The organism is Pseudomonas sp. GW821-FHT01C01, from assembly GCF_059422645.1.
The window spans coordinates 124,494-138,820 of the sequence record NZ_JBWKXF010000003.1 but is presented as its reverse complement, the minus strand read 5'-3'; the positions used below and the strand labels follow the sequence as shown (position 1 = coordinate 138,820).

Here is a 14,327-nt window from a genome sequence, read left to right as displayed (position 1 = left end):
GCTGCGCAGTCGGACGGGAGCAAGCTCTCTCGCCACGGTTCCGAACAGACTTCAACCGCGATCCTTGCCCCGCAACATACTGTCCAGCACTTCATCTCGCCGCACCCAGCCGTGAAACAACGCGGCCGCCAAATGCAGCAACACGGTCAGAAACAGCAGATAGGCCAGATACCCGTGCGCCTTGCGCAAAAACGCAAACACCTGCGCGTTCGCCGGCACAATCGACGGTAACTGTAGCGAGCTGCTGAGCATCACCGGCTCACCCGACGCCGAAATCATCGCCCAACCCAACAGCGGCAATACCAGCATCAAGGCGTACAGCAACACATGCGACGCCTTGGCCGCCAGCGCTTGCCAACCCGGCAGGTCCGCCGGTAGAGGTGGCTGTGTGGTGGAAAAACGCACCACCAGCCGCACGATCACCAACAGCAAAATCGCGATACCCAAGGGTTTGTGCAAATGAATCAGCCATTCATGACGTTCGGACACCGAGGCAACCATGCCGGCGCCGATAAACAACATGGCGATGATCATCAGCGCCATCAGCCAGTGCAGCAGGCGCGCCAGGGTCGCGAAATGGGTCGGTTGGGTGCTCATTGCTGGGCCTCCTGTTTGGCGGCGGGCAACTGGCTGACTTCGCTGGTGCGGCGCAGGTAGGAATTGGCGTAACCGGCTGAACGAGCGGCGAGCAACGGGTCGTCGGAACCTTCGATCCCGGCAGGCAAAACTAGCGGGTCGTAGTTGATGTCACGGCATTCGCCGTTGAGTTGCGGCTGGGTGCTTTCAAGGACCAGGGTACCGGCGTTCAACACCTTGCGCCCTTCCGGCCAGGCCTTGCTGGCGTCGTTGACCGGATCGCCGGGGTTGGCCAGAGTGATGATCAACTGCCAGCGCAACGGTCCTGCGGCGATTCGTTGAACCAGGTCTTTCTCGAGGAAATCATTGCCTTGCGGTGCCGTGGCCCCCGGTGCGTCCTGGGTCAGTGGCACCATGTTCCAGCGCACGGCCTGGCGTTGGCCGGCCGCGTTGACCAGGTAGAACGCATTGACGCTGTTGTAGTTTTCGGTCACGTAACTGGCCGACGGTTTGGCGGTTTTAATCCAGGCCAGGAACGGCGCGGCTTCAGGGTGCGAAGCAAAAAACGCTGGCACCGCCTTGGGGTCCGGTTTGCCGGTGGCCGGGTCAGGCGACTGGGCTTTTTGCAATTGATAGAACGCCTCGGGCGTGCCCACCGGGAACACCGGCATGCTGTTCATCCCCGTGCGCCACTGCTGGCCGTTGGCCTGAGTGAAACGCAAGGCCATGCTGCGGATCGGCACGGCACTGTCCGGTGCGTAGGGATTGCCGGCCGGCAAGGCGAAACGTCCGACCACCGGCGTCCGCGCTTCGTTGAACACCTGAGCGGTGGAATAGCTGCGTGCATCAAAGCTGCTCTCGAAATGCCCGATCACGCACACGCCCTTGGAATGGTTGCGACGGAAACCCGGATGCACGCCGTTGTTGGTTTCCAGCAGATTGATCAGTTTCTTCGGCGTCAGGCGCTGTGGGTCAAAGGTGCCGTTGACGTAGGCAAACGCAGAGGCCAGCGCGGCGACCACAACGGCAATGCCAGCCAGGCGCAACGTCAGGCTCGCCGCACTCAAGGGTGGCCGGGTTGGCGGTGATGATCGATCTACCATGAAAGACTCCAGGGCCATCGGCCACAAGTGAGAAGAATCAAGCAGACGAACCGCACACCGGTTTATTCCTTCGTGCGGTGTTTATTTTTTCAGGCGTGGAATAACCTCGAGTACCGGGCGTCTTCCTAGTCCACAGTCCAGCGTAGTGACTAGTCAGAACTTCATGAACGATATCGACGAAAAACTGAGAGAAATCATTCCCGGATTGCGGCGGTTTGCCGTGTCGTTGGCGCGCAACACCAGCAGCGCTGACGACCTGGTGCAGGCGAGCCTGGAGCGAGCGCTGTCGAGTTGGGGCGGCAAACGCACCGAGGGTGACTTGCGCGCCTGGCTGTTCTCGATTCTCTATCGGCAGTTTCTCGATGCACACCGCCGCTCCCGGCGCTATGCGCGCATGCTTGAATTCTTCACCGGGCGTGATGATGCACAGCCTTCGGTGGAGCGCTCCGTGATTGCACAATCCACCCTCAACGCCTTCGATCAACTGCCCACCGAACAACGCGCACTGCTGCTCTGGGTGTCGGTGGAAGGCTTGAGCTACAAAGAGGTCGCCGAGATTCTCGACGTCCCCATCGGCACCGTGATGTCCCGCCTGTCCCGGGCTCGCCAGGCCCTGCGCCAACTCAGCGATGGCGAAATCAACCGCCCATCCCTGCGGAGACTCAAATGATCAGCATGCCCCCAAGCGAGCGTGACCTGCACGCTTACGTCGACCACCAACTGAGCGACGCCGACCGACGCCTGGTAGAGACTTTTCTGGCCGGCAATCCGGAAATTTCCGCGCAAGTGCGCGCCTGGCAACTGGACGCCCAGCAACTGCGCGCAGCCCTCGGTGGCGCCTTGCAGCAACCGGCCAACCCGCAACTCGATCCGGCCGTGATTCGCCAACGCCTGAAACGCCAGTCCCGCCGGCATCTGGCCAGCGCGGCAGCGCTGTTGATCGCGGTCAGCGTCGGCGGTTTCAGCGGTTGGCAAGCACGGGAAATGACCCTGCTCAGCACCTCGGCACCGATGGCCGACGCACTGCAGGCCTATCGCCTGATTGCCCAGCAAGGCATCCTGCCGGCCGATTACAAAGTCGGCGAGGACGGCGATATGCAAGGCTGGCTCGACCGTTATTTCACTCAGGCCAATCGCCTGCCCGACCTTTCGGATGCCGGTTTCAAACCAGTCAGCGGACGCCTGCTGAGCACCGAGCAAGGCCCGGCGGCGATGGTGGTCTACGAAAATCAAGGCGGGCAAAAAGTCAGTTTCTACGTACGCCCGCCTGGGCCGAAAAACTTCCTGCTGCCCCGTGGCAGCCGTAGTGATGGCGGGCTGCAGGCCGAATATTGGTCGGGGAGCGGATACAACTATGCGATGGTCAGCCCGACGGACACACCGGCGGCGCAGATGCTCAAACAGACCACTCGGTTCTGATCCCACAGTTGACCGAGTTGCCCGGACGGGCGCGATCCAATGTGGGAGCGGGCTTGCTCGCGAAAGCGGCCTGACAGTCGCCACATCTTTCCCGCTATCATGTCGCCCATTTCCAGGGCCACGCGCCCTCCCCTTGGTTAATGGCGAATCTGTTCATGCATACCCTTGCTCAATTGCGTGCCGGCGAGTTGTCGGGCATCACGCGGCTGGATCTGGTCGAAGGTCTCACCGAATTCCCTCGGGAGATTTTCGATCTGGCGGACTCGCTGGAAGTGCTCAACCTCAGCGGCAACGCCTTGAGCGCCCTGCCCGAGGACTTGCATCGCCTGACCCGTTTGCGCGTGCTGTTCTGTTCCGATAACCGCTTCACCGAGTTGCCGGCCTGCCTGGGCCAATGCGCCGCACTGACGATGATCGGCTTCAAGGCCAACCGCATCGCCCACGTGCCCGCAGTGGCGCTGCCACCGCTGCTGCGCTGGCTGATCCTGACCGACAACTGCATCGAAACCTTGCCGGCCGAACTGGGCGAGCGCCCGTTCCTGCAGAAGCTCATGCTCGCCGGCAACCGTTTGCAAGCGCTGCCGGAGTCGTTGCGCCAGTGTCATCGGCTGGAGCTGATCCGCATTGCCGCCAACCAGTTGACCGAGTTGCCGCAATGGTTGCTGGAATTGCCGAGCCTGACCTGGCTGGCCTATGCCGGTAACCCGCTGGAAACCGAAGCCGATGCCGCGGCCCTCGACGCCACACCCCGCATTGACTGGTCGGCATTGCGTCTTGAGAAAAAGCTCGGCGAAGGTGCGTCCGGGGTGATTCATCAGGCCGTTTGGCAATCGGCTGACCAGCCGCCCATGGCTGTTGCGGTGAAACTCTACAAGGGCGAAATGACCAGCGATGGCTCACCGCTGCACGAAATGAACGCCTGTATCACCGCCGGCCTGCACCCGAACCTGATCCGCGTCGAAGGGCGGATTGTCGATCACCCGCAGCAAACCGCCGGGCTGGTGATGCAACTGATCGCACCGAGTTACCGCAACCTCGCCGCGCTGCCGAGCCTGGCGTCGTGCAGCCGCGACATTTACCCCGACGACTTGCGCTTCAGTGCCACGGTGGCGCTGCGCATTGCCTCGGGCATTGCCTCGGTGGCCGAGCACCTGCACGGCCATGGCATCACCCATGGCGACCTCTACGGACACAATATTTTGTGGAATGAACTTGGCGACTGCTTGCTGGGGGACTTTGGTGCGGCGTCGTTCCACGCGATTTCCGACAGCCTTGAAAGCCGTGCCTTGCAGCGGATCGAGGTGCGGGCGTTCGGGGTGTTGTTGGGGGAGTTGCTGGCGCGAATCGACTCGGGGTTGAGCGATGAGCTGCGTGGGCTGCTGGAGGATCTGGAGCGGCGTTGTTGTCAGCCGCAAGTGCTGGCGCGGCCGGGGTTTAGCGAAGTCGTGGAGCAACTGAAAAATCTGTGACCGCTGCGCGGTCATTCGCGAGCAAGCCCGCTCCCACAGTTGATCGAGTTGCCCGGCCAGGCGCGATCTAATGTGGGAGCGGGCTTGCTCGCGAAGACGGTGTCACTGGCGAATCAGATCAACCCGCCAACCCGACAAACATGTCCTGCACGTCGTCGTGGTTATCAAGGCCTTCGAGGAACGCTTCGACTTCAGCCATCTGTTCATCGCTCAGGCCGCTGACCGGGTTTTTCGGCTGGTAGCCCAGTTTGGCCGACAGCACGGTGAAGCCTTGTTCCGGCAGGGCTTTCTGTACCGCGTCGAGGTCGGTCGGCTCGGTCAGGAACAGGGTCGTACCCTCTTCTTCACCCGGCTCGAAATCCTGCGCACCGGCTTCGATGGCGGCCATTTCCGGATCGGCGTCCGGGGTGTCCGGCGACGCTTCGATCATGCCGACATGGTTGAAGTCCCAGGCCACCGAACCGGAAGCCCCCAGTTGGCCCTTGCGGAACGCCACGCGGATCTCGGCGACGGTGCGGTTGATGTTGTCGGTCACGCATTCAACGATCAATGGCACCTGATGCGGTGCGAACCCTTCATACGTCACGCGATGGTATTGCACGGTTTCGCCCAACAGGCCCGCGCCTTTCTTGATGGCGCGATCCAGTGTTTCCTTGGGCATCGAGGCTTTCTTGGCCTGTTCGACCACCAGACGCAGGTGTGCGTTGGTGGCGGTATCGGCACCGTTGCGCGCAGCAATGGTGATTTCTTTCACCAGTTTGCCGAAGATCTTGCCCTTGGCATTGGCTGCCGCTTCTTTGTGTTTAACCTTCCACTGTGCGCCCATTTCTCACTCTCTTATCTGTGGCATCTGTGGCGCCGAGACATCTATTGGCCGACGCTTTGCGCCAGTTTATACGGCCTAAAGTTGGCAATCGACCAAAAAATCCCTACTTGCATCGACATCTTCACCAGCGGTTGTAGGGCGATTCTGAAATGTCGATTTGCGCTGCCCGCAAAGCGCTGGGGTTTCGTACGCTTTGCGTCCTAATTCCACGGCAGCAGCGTGTTCGATGCACAACGACAAGGAAAGCCCTACCACCCTGACGCTACTCGACGACCACCTGTGTCTTCAGGTGGTCCGGCTCAGTGGTCATGAAGCACTCAACCAGCCCTATCGATTCGACATCGAGGTGATCGGGCTGGCACCGGCCCTGGACCTCGAACGATTGCTGCAGCAACCGGCGTTCCTCGAACTTGGCCACGACCAAGGCATTCATGGCGTGCTGCACAGCGCTAGCTGCGAACATCGAAGCGCGCACCGGGTCGCTTACAAACTGGGGCTGGTGCCGCGTGTACAGGCGCTGGATCAGCAACGATGCCGACGTGTTTTCCAGCACGCCAGCGTGCCCATGATCCTGCGCCAATTGCTGGAGGAACATGCGCTGCCCGCCAGCAGCTATCGCTTTGAACTGGTAACCGGACACTATCCCCTGCGACCTTTTTGCATTCAGTACGAAGAAACCGACCTGGCATTGCTGCAACGGCTGTGCGAGGAAGAAGGCATCCACTTTCACTTCGAGCATCAACGCGACGGCCATGTGCTGGTGCTGGCCGATGACAGCCTGAGCTTCCCACAGGAGCCGTTGTGCATGCCGTTACGCAGCGACGCCCTCGACGAACACCACGAACCGGTGATCAGCGAATTATTCCAGCGTCATGACACTCCGCTCTCCCCCGTGCGCCCAAGTGCCAGGAATCCAGGTGCACCGGACATCAGCGACGGCGCAGCCAATCACTCGTTCGCCTCTGCGAGACACCTCCCCGCTCGCGAACAACAACATCGTGACCAACTCAGCCGTCGACAACTGGAACGCCTGCGCTGCCGACACCTGCAGATCCACGGTGAATGCAACCATGGCGCATTACGCAGTGGCCGGATCGTTCAGGTGGCCGGGCATCCGCTGGCGAATTTCAATGATCAATGGCTGGTCACCGAAATCCGCCATCAGGGGCGTCAGTCATCCATTCTGCTCGACGACACACCGGACACAGCCTCGGGCTACCGCAATCAATTCAGCGCCATCCCCTGGTCGACGGTGTTCAGGCCGGCGCTCAAACAACCCAGGCCAAGTATCCCCGGGTATCAGCCCGGTCAGGTGTGCGGCCCGGTCGGGCAACCGGCGACGGTGGATGAGGATGGCCGGGTTCAGGTGAACCTCTGGCCCGCCACGCCATCAGCCGCGGAGACCTCCAGCGGCCTGTGGTTACCGCTGGCGCTGACCACCACCGAGGACTGGATCGATCCGACCCGCCTGCCCGTGGCGGGTAGCGAGGTACTGGTGATTTTCCTCGACAGTGACCCGGATCGCCCGGTGCTCTTTACGGTCATGGGCCCTCGGCAACCATCTCGCCGCCCCCGTCCGCATGAGCCCCGAGGCGATACCCGCCTGCTGTTCGACTGGCTGCTCAACCGCTCAGACCTCGCGCCCTGACGCTCAACCCTTGTCGGCCTTGCCGGCCGCAGCGGCGAACTTCGCCAGACGCACGTCCAGATGCCGTGGCCGACGCCCGTGATCCTCCGCGCGCTCCTTGCGGCGGATGGCGTTGCGCACCATCAGCGAGCCGATGTAGCGAATCGGCTCCGGCGGGAAAAACCCCAGCGGCCCGTTGACCAGCGGCGAGCGGGTCCAGGGGTTGTCCAGGCCCTGGACCATCGACGCCAGAATCTGCCCGCCCATATGGCATGGCCCGACACCGCTGCCGGAGTAGCCGAAACCGTAGAACACATTGCCACTGGCGCTCATCTGCCCGAAAAACGGCAGCCCGGTCACCGAACGATCCGACGGCCCATTCCAGGTCGCTTCGACCTCGACCCCGGCAAACGCCGGGAAGAAATCTGCCAGGCTGTTCTGCAACAAACCGGCGTAAGGCGAAGGCTGATCGAACACCGGCAGCATGCGTCCGCCATAAGCGAAGGTATTGCCGCCCTTGCCAAGCATGATCCGACCGTCCGGGGTGTTGTGGTAGTAGTGCACGAAAATCCGCGAATCGAGCACCGTGACACCGCTGGTCAAGCCGATTTCATCGAGCAAATCCGGCCGTGGCTCGGTGATCAGCATGTCGCTGGAAACGATCGCCACGCTGCGTTCGAACTGCGGGAACGCCCGGGCCATCCAGGCGTTCATCGCCAGCACCACGCGGTCGGCGCGAATCGTGCCGTTGCGGGTTTGAATGCCCGCCGGCCTGCCCTCTTCCAGCCCGGTCATCGCGGTATTTTCGTGAATCCTCACGCCCAATTGCAGGGCGACCCGACGCAGACCGCGCACCAGTTTGCCCGGTTGCACACTGGCCGCGGCCGGGGAAAACCAGCCTTCCAGGTGTTTACTGGAACCGGCCATGCGCTGCACATCGGCCACCGGCCGCTGGGTGAACGAGTTGATGCCGTTGCGCTCCAGCGCGGCGATGACCGCATCGGTCGAGCCGCATTGTGCGCGGTTGGTGGCGGTGTAGAGCGTTCCGTCGAGGCGGTAATCGGCCTCCACCGCGTATTGTTCGCAGAAGGCGCCGATGGCGTGGATGCTGCGCTCGGACTCCTTGACCAGGCGCACGGCCTCCTCGACGCCGAACAAACGCTCAAGGGTGAAATACTTGGCCGACCACGACAACGCACAACCGCCATTGCGTCCACTGGCCCCGGCACCGCAGATATCCGCTTCGATCAGCAACACGTCCAGTTCGGGGTTCTGTTCCTTGAGCATGATCGCGGTCCATAACCCGGTGTAACCGCCGCCGACGATGCACACGTCGGCGCGGCTGTCGCCTTCCAGTGGCGGACAGGTTTCGGATGCATCAGCCTTCAAGGCCTGGTCCAGCCAAAAGGGTCTCATGGGGAAAATCTCCAGTCAGTGGCCCACACGCCGGCCTGCCGCAGACGCAGCAGGCCGCGAGGGACAGGATTCAGGTACGCAGGGGTTTGACGGTCATCGCTTGATTGGGTACGTAGGCGAAGTGGGTACCCAGGCCGCCGGGGCGGCTGTTCCAGTGCGGGACCAGCACCAGCGCGGAGAACATTGCGCAGCCGGCGAAGACGATGAACACGGTAACGGTGTCGAAGTAGCCCGGCAGCAGCCCGCCGAGAATCGCCCCGACCGAGCCGCAGCCATTCACGAAACCGGCCGCCGTCGCACCGGCCTTGGCCGTGCCGAAATCGATCGCCGCTGCGCCGCTGATCATCGAGTCAGGTCCATAAAGGGTCAGGCCCATGACGAACAACAGCGCCACCACCAGCAGCACGCTGCCGGTGTGCAAGGCGCCCATGAACAGCGCCAAAGACACGGTCAGCGCCAACAGGCTGATGACGCAAGCGGGCATGCGCCGGGCACCGAACAGTTTGTCCGAGGCCAGGCCGATCATGATCGGCCCGAGCAACCCGGCCAGCTCGAACGAGGTCGGAATGATCGCCGCACCGACCTTGCCCACTGAAGGCATCTGTTCGAAGACGATCACCGGCCCCCACAGCAGAATCGCGTAACGCGCCGGTTTCAGCATGAAATACGCCAACCCCAGCACCAGCACCGTGCGGTTGCGCAGGATTTCCTTCAGCGGCTCCCAGATGCTGATTTTGCTTTGGGCAAGGGTTTCTTCAGCCGTCAGTTCAGGCTCCGGCTCCACGGCCGGCAGGCCCACGTCTTCAGGTTTGTTGCGTTGAAAAATAAAAAACAGCACGGCGACCAGCCCAACCACCGCCGCACTGGAAACAAACGCCGCATGCCAGGTACCGATGAGCGTATACGCCCACCAACCGGCAAACGGCGACGCCACGAGACCGCCAAAGGCGTAGCAGGAACTCCACAGGCCTAATACCCTCCCGCGCTGCTCGGAGGGAAAGAAACTGCCGAGGTTCTTGCACAGCCCCGACCAACCGGTGGACTGCGCCAGGCCTTGTATCAGCATGCAGGTAGCGAAAATCGGTAACGTTGCGAAGTTGCCCATCACCAGCGCCGCGCCAGCGGAAATCAGCAACCCGCCGAGCACCACCACCCGCGGCCCGAAGCGGTCGGCCAGGATGCCCCAGGTGAATTGACCAACGGCGTAAGCCGTCAGGTAGATGGCGTCGAGGTTGGCCATGGCCATTTTGTCGAGCATGAAGGTCGGGTCTTCGGCGATGCCGAGCTTGGCCACCGAGAACGCTTTGCGGGTGAAGTAGAAAGCGGCGTAGGCGAGCCAGGTGATCGCGAAGATCTGCACGCGCCAACGCTTGATGGTGCCGATGTGCTTGTTCATTGTGGTTCTGACCTCAGGGTGTGAGTGTGCCGGCAGAATTGGAAGAAAACGCCTGTGTTTTTATTGTTGAGCACTGCGAAATCACCTTGTCCCTGTGGGCGATTCCGGTCAGATGAGTCCTGTAGTTGCACGCACAGGCTCATGGCACCCGCTGCTGTTCGATTGACCAGTCAGCGGGGCTGAGGTGGATAAAAACAATTACTGATTAATAAGTGAAATCGATTTATCGTATTTCAAAAATAAGCTCAGCTTGTTACTGGAGATTCCCATGTCGGTTTCCCACGCCCAGCTCAAAGCGTTCCACGCCGTGGCGGTCCATGGAAGCTTTACCAAAGCCGCCGAGCGGCTTTTTCTGACGCAACCGGCGATTTCCGACCAGGTGCGCAAACTCGAAGAGCGCTACGGGGTTTTGCTGTTTCACCGCAACAAGCGCTCGGTGCGCCTGACCGATCTGGGCGAGCGCCTGCTGAGCGTTACCCAGCGGCTTTTTGTGATTGAGGCGGAAGCCCAGGAACTGCTGCAGGACTCCCAGGCCTTGCAGACCGGCAGCCTGATTCTGGCGGTAGATGCGCCGGTGCATGTGCTGCCACAGATTGCCCGATTCTGCGAACGCTACCCTGGCATCAGTGTGAAGATCGAAACCGGCAACACCGATGAGTCGCTGTTTCGACTGTTCAACTATCAGGCCGACCTGGCATTGCTGGGCCGTGACGTCAGCGATGAACGGCTGATCTCCCTGCCCCTGCGTAACGACCCGATGGTAGCGTTCGTGTCGCGCAATCATCCGTGGGCCGACCGCGAATCCATTACCCTCGCGGACCTCGACGACACGCCACTGGTGTTGCGGGAAATCGGTTCGGTGACGCGCCAGACCCTGGAGGAAGAAATGACCGGCGCCGGGTTTCGAATTCGTCCGGCGATTGAAGTCGAAGGCCGGGAAGCGGCGCGTGAGGCGGTGGTGGTGGGAATTGGGGTTGGCGTGGTGTCCGCCGCCGAGTTCGGTGCGGATTCCAGGGTGTGCGCGTTACCGATTACCGACTGCAAGCGGCGATTGACCGAGACGCTGGTGTGCTTGCGCGAGCAGAGTTCGCGGCGGCTGGTGGCGACCTTTCTTGAGATGGTGCGCGAGAGTCTTGCGTAGGCAGGTCTGGCCTCTTCGCGAGCAAGCCCGCTCCCACAGGTGATCTATGAACGACACAAATCAAATGTGGGAGCGGGCTTGCTCGCGAATGCAGGCGACTCGGTCTACCTGACTGACGCCAACCCAAAAAACGCCTGAATCAACCGCAAATCCCGCCGCCGCTCCATGCACCCGATCATGTGCCGATTCACCAACCCCTCGCCAATGATCGGCACCGCCGCCACCCGCGGGTCGTGGCTGACCTCCACCGACGACACCACCCCAACCCCCAACTCGGCGGCCACCGCCTCGGTCACCGCTTCGCGGCTATCCAGTTCCAGCAGCACCCGCGGATTGACCCTGGCCTGGACGCAAGCCTCATCGAAGGTGCGCCGGGTAATCGAACTCGGTTCGCGCAGCACCATGATCACCTGATCCAGCTCCTTGAGCTGCACGCCTTTGGACTTCTGCGCCCAGGGATGACCGTCGGGCACCAGTGCGCAAATCCGTGATTCGTTCAGCGCCTGCAAATGCAAGCCCTTGCGCGGCTCGACTTCGGTCAGGACCGCCACATCGGCATGTTCGGACAGCAGCGCCGCCAGGGTTTCCTGGGCGTTGCCCAGGCGCAGGTTCACCGTGATTCCCGGATAGCGCGCCCGCAGGCTGGCGAGCATCGGCATGACCATGTGCGGACCGTCCGCTGCCACCTCCAGACGCCCGGTCAGCAACTGCCGGTTGGCTTCGAGCATCACCTGCGCCTCTTCGGCCAGGCCGAACATCGCCCGGGTGATGGCCGCCAGTTTGGTGCCCTCCTCCGTCAGCTCCACTCGACGGGCGGTGCGACGCAACAAAGTGATCTGGTAGTGCTCCTCCAGGGCCTTGATGTGCCCGGTGACCGCCGGCTGGCTGATGAACAGCCGCGCCGCTGCCCTGGTAAAGCTGCCCTCCCGGGCCACGGCATCGAAGGCGCGGAGCTGAAACAGGTTCATGAATAACCCTCACTGATGGCTGGCATAACAACAAACAATTTGATTGATAACACGGCAAATTGCAATTTAGGCACCAACGCTTCATCCCATCGATTGCGAGGACACGAGAATGAGTACTGCCGAACCCATCCTGCTCACCCCCGGCCCGTTGACCACGTCGGCCCGCACCCGTCAGGCGATGATGATCGACTGGGGTTCATGGGATGACCGCTTCAACCAACTGACCGCCAGCCTCTGCGAACAACTGCTGGCGATCATCAACGGCGTCGCCACCCACCACTGCGTGCCCCTGCAAGGCAGCGGCACCTTCGCGGTCGAGGCGGCGATCGGCACGCTGGTGCCTCGGGATGGCAAGGTTCTGGTACTGATCAACGGCGCCTATGGCAAACGCCTGGCGAAAATCTGCGACGTGCTGGGCCGCGCCTTCAGCACCTTCGAAACCGCCGAAGACGAACCGACCACCGCCGCCGACGTCGACCGCCTGCTGCGCGCCGATAACGGCATCACCCACGTCGCCCTGATTCACTGCGAAACCAGCACCGGCATCCTCAATCCGCTGCCGGAGATCGCCCAGGTCGTCGCAGAACACGGCAAGCGCCTGATCATCGACGCCATGAGTTCCTTCGGTGCCCTGCCAGTGGACGCACAACAAGTGCCGTTCGACGCGCTGATCGCCGCCTCGGGCAAATGCCTGGAAGGCGTACCGGGCATGGGTTTCGTATTCGCCCGCAAAGAGTCCCTGGCCAGCGCCGCCGGCAACTCGCATTCGCTGGCGATGGACTTGCAGGACCAGCACGCCTACATGGCCAAGACCGGCCAGTGGCGCTTCACCCCGCCGACCCATGTGGTCGCGGCGCTGCACGAGGCCCTGCTGCAATACAACGAAGAAGGCGGCTTGCCGGCCCGGCACCAACGCTACGCCGCCAACTGCCAGGCATTGATGGAAGAGATGGGCAAACTGGGGCTGCGCAGCTTCCTGCCGGCGGCTATTCAGGCGCCAATCATCGCCACCTTCCATGCCCCGAAAGATCCGCGCTACCAGTTCAAGGAGTTCTACGAGCGGGTCAAGGCCAAGGGTTACATCCTCTACCCCGGCAAACTGACCCAGGTCGAAACCTTCCGCGTCGGCTGCATCGGCCATGTCCAGCCAGCCGAAATACGCGAAGCCGTAGCGGCGATCGCTGAAGTACTGCGCGAGATGGAAGTCCTCGATATCTAAAACACACCGTATTCCCTGTAGGAGCGGGCTTGCTCGCGAAGACGGACTGACATTCAACATAGATGTCGGCTGACACACCGCTTTCGCGAGCAAGCCCGCTCCCACCCAAAGCTGCTCCTCATCCGCCAGTTTCCAAGGAATTTGATCACCATGAACTACACCAACCCAACCAAACTGCAAGCCGCCATCCTCGACTGGGCCGGCACTGTGGTCGACTTCGGCTCCTTCGCCCCGACGCAGATTTTCGTCGAAGCCTTCGCCGAGTTCGATGTCCAGGTGTCCATCGAAGAAGCCCGTGGCCCGATGGGCATGGGCAAGTGGGACCACATCCGCACCCTGTGCGATCAACCACAAGTCGCCGAACGTTATCGCGCGGTATTCGGTCGCACGCCGACCGACGATGACGTCACCGCGATCTACCAGCGCTTCATGCCGCTGCAAATCGAAAAAATCGCCGAGCACTCGGCACTGATTCCAGGGGCGCTGGAGACCATCGCTAACCTGCGCCAGCAAGGGATCAAGATCGGCTCCTGCTCCGGCTATCCGAAACAGGTCATGGACAAAGTGGTCGAGCTGGCCGCCACCAACGGTTACGTGGCCGATCACGTGGTCGCCACCGACGAAGTGCCGAATGGCCGCCCATGGCCCGCTCAGGCGCTGGCCAATGTCATCGCCCTGGGTATCGACGATGTCGCCGCGTGCGTGAAGATCGATGACACCGTGCCGGGCATTCTCGAAGGTCGCCGTGCCGGTATGTGGACCGTGGCGCTGATCTGCTCGGGCAACGCCCTGGGCCTGGACTACGAAGGTTATCGCGCGCTGGGCAGCGACCAACTGGACAGCGAACGCAAGCGCATCCACGCCATGTTCGAAGGTTCGCGCCCGCACTACATGATCGACACCATCACCGATCTGCCGGAAGTGATCGCCGACATCAACAAGCGTCTGGCCAACGGCGAAATGCCGCAATCGAGCTAAAAAACGCAACTCCCCCCTGTAGGAGCGAGCTTGCTCGCGATGGTGTGTCAGTCGACATCAACGTATCTGACACTCCATCGCGAGCAAGCTCGCTCCTACAGGTTTTTCTGTCCAAGACATGAACCAAAGCATCCAGCGACCAATCGTCTCAGGCAATCCCGGTGAAACAGGATTACAGTTAAAGCACAC

13 protein-coding genes are annotated in these 14,327 nt (G+C 61.7%); 7 read left to right on the top strand and 6 right to left on the bottom strand.

Translation table 11 applies throughout. From position 1 onward, the window contains the following. Positions 1–51: 51 nt before the first annotated feature. Complete coding sequence (locus tag AC07XF_RS03260; protein WP_495025380.1) at positions 52–597, bottom strand: cytochrome b; 546 nt, start codon at positions 595–597, stop codon at positions 52–54. Continuing rightward, positions 594–1,679 (bottom strand): catalase family peroxidase, encoded by a 1,086-nt coding sequence (locus tag AC07XF_RS03255; protein WP_495025379.1) that lies wholly within the window; start codon positions 1,677–1,679, stop codon positions 594–596. Before AC07XF_RS03255 ends, AC07XF_RS03260 begins: the two co-directional genes overlap by 4 nt. 163 nt (positions 1,680–1,842) lie before the next feature. On the opposite strand from AC07XF_RS03255, the gene AC07XF_RS03250 reads away from it, so the two are divergent. From AC07XF_RS03250 to AC07XF_RS03240, 3 genes are all read left to right on the top strand, one after another. Beyond that, positions 1,843–2,349: a sigma-70 family RNA polymerase sigma factor gene (locus AC07XF_RS03250; protein ID WP_495025378.1), complete on the top strand. Its 507-nt coding sequence runs from the start codon at positions 1,843–1,845 to the stop codon at positions 2,347–2,349. Further along, on the top strand, positions 2,346–3,098 hold the full coding sequence (locus tag AC07XF_RS03245; protein WP_495025377.1) for an anti-sigma factor family protein: 753 nt from the start codon (positions 2,346–2,348) through the stop codon (positions 3,096–3,098). Before AC07XF_RS03250 ends, AC07XF_RS03245 begins: the two co-directional genes overlap by 4 nt. A gap of 155 nt (positions 3,099–3,253) precedes the next feature. Continuing rightward, positions 3,254–4,567, top strand: a complete 1,314-nt coding sequence (locus tag AC07XF_RS03240) for a leucine-rich repeat-containing protein kinase family protein (protein WP_495025376.1) — start codon at positions 3,254–3,256, stop codon at positions 4,565–4,567. Positions 4,568–4,685: 118 nt separating this feature from the next. Here AC07XF_RS03240 and AC07XF_RS03235 read toward each other — a convergent pair whose 3' ends face one another. Then, positions 4,686–5,393 carry a YebC/PmpR family DNA-binding transcriptional regulator gene (locus AC07XF_RS03235; protein WP_495025375.1) on the bottom strand — a complete coding sequence of 236 codons (708 nt, stop codon included), beginning with the start codon at positions 5,391–5,393 and terminating at the stop codon, positions 4,686–4,688. Between the two features lie 226 nt (positions 5,394–5,619). On the opposite strand from AC07XF_RS03235, the gene AC07XF_RS03230 reads away from it, so the two are divergent. Then, on the top strand, positions 5,620–7,041 hold the full coding sequence (locus AC07XF_RS03230) for a type VI secretion system Vgr family protein (protein ID WP_495025374.1): 1,422 nt from the start codon (positions 5,620–5,622) through the stop codon (positions 7,039–7,041). Positions 7,042–7,044: 3 nt separating this feature from the next. On the opposite strand, the gene AC07XF_RS03225 is transcribed toward AC07XF_RS03230, so the two are convergent. Both AC07XF_RS03225 and AC07XF_RS03220 read right to left on the bottom strand, forming a co-directional pair. Beyond that, positions 7,045–8,436 (bottom strand): FAD-dependent oxidoreductase, encoded by a 1,392-nt coding sequence (locus tag AC07XF_RS03225; RefSeq protein WP_495025373.1) that lies wholly within the window; start codon positions 8,434–8,436, stop codon positions 7,045–7,047. A 70-nt stretch (positions 8,437–8,506) separates the two neighbouring features. Then, positions 8,507–9,832 (bottom strand): MFS transporter, encoded by a 1,326-nt coding sequence (locus AC07XF_RS03220; protein WP_495025372.1) that lies wholly within the window; start codon positions 9,830–9,832, stop codon positions 8,507–8,509. Between the two features lie 268 nt (positions 9,833–10,100). Between AC07XF_RS03220 and AC07XF_RS03215 the strand changes: the two genes are divergently transcribed. Next, a complete protein-coding gene (locus AC07XF_RS03215) occupies positions 10,101–10,973 on the top strand; it encodes a LysR family transcriptional regulator (protein WP_495025371.1) in 873 nt (290 codons plus the stop codon). 104 nt (positions 10,974–11,077) lie between these two features. Here the strand turns inward: AC07XF_RS03215 and AC07XF_RS03210 are convergent, their stop codons facing one another. Further along, the gene (locus AC07XF_RS03210; protein WP_495025370.1) at positions 11,078–11,941 is read right to left on the bottom strand and encodes a LysR substrate-binding domain-containing protein; all 864 of its coding nucleotides are present in this window, start codon (positions 11,939–11,941) and stop codon (positions 11,078–11,080) included. 109 nt (positions 11,942–12,050) lie between these two features. Between AC07XF_RS03210 and AC07XF_RS03205 the strand changes: the two genes are divergently transcribed. Continuing rightward, positions 12,051–13,160, top strand: coding sequence for a 2-aminoethylphosphonate--pyruvate transaminase (locus AC07XF_RS03205; RefSeq protein ID WP_495025369.1), 1,110 nt, complete (start codon positions 12,051–12,053; stop codon positions 13,158–13,160). A 150-nt stretch (positions 13,161–13,310) separates the two neighbouring features. Then, a complete protein-coding gene (gene phnX / locus AC07XF_RS03200) occupies positions 13,311–14,138 on the top strand; it encodes a phosphonoacetaldehyde hydrolase (protein ID WP_495025368.1) in 828 nt (275 codons plus the stop codon). The last annotated feature ends 189 nt before the right edge of the window (positions 14,139–14,327 follow it).

Excerpts from the sequence above, each read along its gene's own strand:
- AC07XF_RS03260 (WP_495025380.1), bottom strand. The coding sequence starts at position 597 with ATGAGCACCCAACCGACCCATTTCGCGACCCTGGCGCGCCTGCTGCAC.
- AC07XF_RS03255 (WP_495025379.1), bottom strand. The coding sequence starts at position 1,679 with ATGGTAGATCGATCATCACCGCCAACCCGGCCACCCTTGAGTGCGGCG.
- AC07XF_RS03250 (WP_495025378.1), top strand. The coding sequence starts at position 1,843 with ATGAACGATATCGACGAAAAACTGAGAGAAATCATTCCCGGATTGCGG.
- AC07XF_RS03245 (WP_495025377.1), top strand. The coding sequence starts at position 2,346 with ATGATCAGCATGCCCCCAAGCGAGCGTGACCTGCACGCTTACGTCGAC.
- AC07XF_RS03240 (WP_495025376.1), top strand. The coding sequence starts at position 3,254 with ATGCATACCCTTGCTCAATTGCGTGCCGGCGAGTTGTCGGGCATCACG.
- AC07XF_RS03235 (WP_495025375.1), bottom strand. The coding sequence starts at position 5,393 with ATGGGCGCACAGTGGAAGGTTAAACACAAAGAAGCGGCAGCCAATGCC.
- AC07XF_RS03230 (WP_495025374.1), top strand. The coding sequence starts at position 5,620 with ATGCACAACGACAAGGAAAGCCCTACCACCCTGACGCTACTCGACGAC.
- AC07XF_RS03225 (WP_495025373.1), bottom strand. The coding sequence starts at position 8,436 with ATGAGACCCTTTTGGCTGGACCAGGCCTTGAAGGCTGATGCATCCGAA.
- AC07XF_RS03220 (WP_495025372.1), bottom strand. The coding sequence starts at position 9,832 with ATGAACAAGCACATCGGCACCATCAAGCGTTGGCGCGTGCAGATCTTC.
- AC07XF_RS03215 (WP_495025371.1), top strand. The coding sequence starts at position 10,101 with ATGTCGGTTTCCCACGCCCAGCTCAAAGCGTTCCACGCCGTGGCGGTC.
- AC07XF_RS03210 (WP_495025370.1), bottom strand. The coding sequence starts at position 11,941 with ATGAACCTGTTTCAGCTCCGCGCCTTCGATGCCGTGGCCCGGGAGGGC.
- AC07XF_RS03205 (WP_495025369.1), top strand. The coding sequence starts at position 12,051 with ATGAGTACTGCCGAACCCATCCTGCTCACCCCCGGCCCGTTGACCACG.
- phnX (WP_495025368.1), top strand. The coding sequence starts at position 13,311 with ATGAACTACACCAACCCAACCAAACTGCAAGCCGCCATCCTCGACTGG.